2 protein-coding genes are annotated in these 2,490 nt (G+C 59.5%); both read right to left on the bottom strand.

All coding sequences use genetic code 11. From position 1 onward, the window contains the following. Window positions 1–1,933 (bottom strand): TonB-dependent receptor (locus tag VZ95_RS16640; protein ID WP_052711874.1); only part of this gene is annotated, 1,933 nt, incomplete at its 3' end. 277 nt (window positions 1,934–2,210) lie between these two features. Next, the coding region (locus VZ95_RS16635; RefSeq protein WP_045776851.1) for an energy transducer TonB at window positions 2,211–2,490 on the bottom strand (280 nt) is incomplete at its 5' end.

The following is a 2,490-nucleotide window of genomic DNA, read 5'->3' as shown; positions in this document are numbered from 1 at the left end:
CGTTCTGGTTGATCTTATACTCGCCCATCAGATCGAACCGCCAATAGGAAGGAACCTTAGTGCTCAGCGCTTCCAACGTACCGCCGTTGACTTCCGAGCGATAGTTTGCCGATCCGCCGACCGAGAGCGCTTCGGTGATTTGATATTTCGTCTGCACCAGCAGCGAATGTTTGGCAATATTGGCGAGCTTCTTGTCTTTCGCGGCAGGGTTCAGCGGATTATCCGTGACCTTGGCATCGATATAAGTATAGCCGCCGGTCACGCTCCAATCGTCGGTGATGTTCCCAGCGAGGCTGACTTCGAAGCCCGCCGAACGCGCCGCGCCGCCATTGCTGAAGCGCGTGCCGCTATTCACCAGCATTTCTTCCTTGATCGTATAGAACAGCGCGGCATTGGCGTTCAGGCGGCGGTCGAACAACTGCCACTTGGTGCCGATTTCGAAGTTCGTATTCTTCTCCGGCGTAAACTGCGTATAGCCCGACGCAAGACCGCCGTAGCCCGCCGAAGTGCCGCCATCGATCTGCTCACCCGGCGGGTTGGAGGAGGTGCTGATCGCGCCGTAAACGCTGGCATAGGGCACCGGCTTGTACACGAGGCCGAGGTTCCAGTTCAGGAAACCCTTCTCGTAGGTCGCCCGGCTGGACGTGGTGGAATAATCGCCCGTTCCCGAATAGGCCCCGATGTCATAGAGGTCGTAGCGCAGGCCGCCGCTGAGCTGCCATTGCGGCGAGAGTTCCAGCGTATCGGATAGATACAGCGCCTTGGTATCGACGACCGTGTCGGAATAGGAGGTTCCCGAAACAGTCGAGCCCGTCCACGGCAGGTTCGGGTTCGGCGCGTAAATCCGTTGCGTGATCGAGCGCGGCGTTACCACTGGCGCGCGATTATAAACCTTCTCGCGCATGATTTCGCCGCCCGCGACGAAGGTATGCTTGCCGAAGCTACTATCGAGATCGTAAATCAGATTCGCCTGAATCCCACCGTAGCGGTTGGTCTGATCGCGATTTTTGGCGTTGGACCCTACCGTCAAATTGGTGAGATTGACGCCTTCCGGCGCCGAAATCACATATTCATTGCTGGTGACGCCGTAGCGGGCGCGCACATCGAGCTTCAGATCGCGCGCCAGCTTGCCTTCGACGCGGATCGTGCCGATATCGGCGCTGTTCTCCATATAGTCGCGCCCAACGATACCGTAGAACGTGTCGCGCGGTACATTGAACGGTGCATTGGCGCGCGTATCGTAGGGAATCCCCCAATCGGGCATAGCGTCCGTATTGAGGTGGTAATAGTCGAGCGTGACCTTCCAATCCTCATGGGGTTTGATTTCCGCCGCGACCGCCGCGCCATAGCGCTTGTCGTAAACTTCGTTGCGCCCGGCAATATCAGTATCGTGGATCATGCCGTTGAGGCGCACGGCGAAGCGGTCCGAGATCACCTGATTCACATCGGCGCTGAGGCGCTTATAGTTATCGGTGCCCAGCGAGCCTTCGCCCTTAATGAAATTCTGCTGCGTCGGCGTTTTGGTGACGATATCGACCGACCCGCCCGTGGTGCCGCGCCCGCCGATGGTGGAGCTGGGGCCTTTGATGACCTCCAACTGCTCGACCGCGAAGGTCTCGCGCGAGATCACGCCGGGGTCGCGCAGCCCGTCGATGAACACATCGTTACGCGCATCGAACCCGCGAATGAAAATCCGGTCGCCGAAAGCATTGCCGCCCTCGCCCGTGCCCAAGGTGACGCCCGGCTGCTGGCGCATTACATCGCGCAACGAGGTCGCGCCCGAATCCTTAATCTGCTCCTTGGTGATGGCGGTTACGCTTTTCGGCGTATCCAGAAGCGGCTTCACGAACTTCGGATTGGCCGAGCGTTCCACCGCGAGCGGCGCATTGGGATTGGCGTTCGGATTGGCATCGGGTTTTGCCGTGTCCTGCACCGTGATCGCCGGAAGCGCGACCGGCGTTTGCGCCGGGGCGGGCGTTTGGGCAGCGGCTGGGAAAAAAGGCCCCCGCTAACGGTAGAGCAGCAGCAGCAAGGGCGAACGGCAAACGGCGAGCCGCTGCCGAGGAACCGGAGGATCGCATCGGATAGTCCTTATCGAGTTCTTCGAAAAAGCCTGGGGGAAGCGGCGGCGGCCAGGCACAAGAGAGAATGAGGCGGTAGCATTCTCGCGACAATCTCGCAACTGCGTCTTAGTTGCAAATGCCTTATTTTCACCGCAATTGGAATTGCACTGGCACGGTCAGAGTAAATTCCTCACCCGCAAAGGATGCCGGGAAGGCGGGCATGGGATTGGCGCGGTCGATCATTTCCAGCGCCGCCGCATCCAATGCCTCATTACCCGAACTTTGCACCAGCCGCTTGCTAACCACCGCGCCATTGCGTTTCAGAGTGAATTCAACCAAGGCGAGGCCCTGACGTTGGCCGCGCATCGTGCGCCCGCCATCGGGCTTATGCCGCGCCAGCCACGCCGAGAGTTTCGACTGATAATCC

Source organism: Elstera litoralis, from assembly GCF_000963705.1.
Classification (GTDB): Bacteria; Pseudomonadota; Alphaproteobacteria; order Elsterales; family Elsteraceae; genus Elstera; species Elstera litoralis.
Note: the sequence above shows the minus strand (reverse complement) of the source record. Positions and strands in the feature narration are given on the sequence as shown.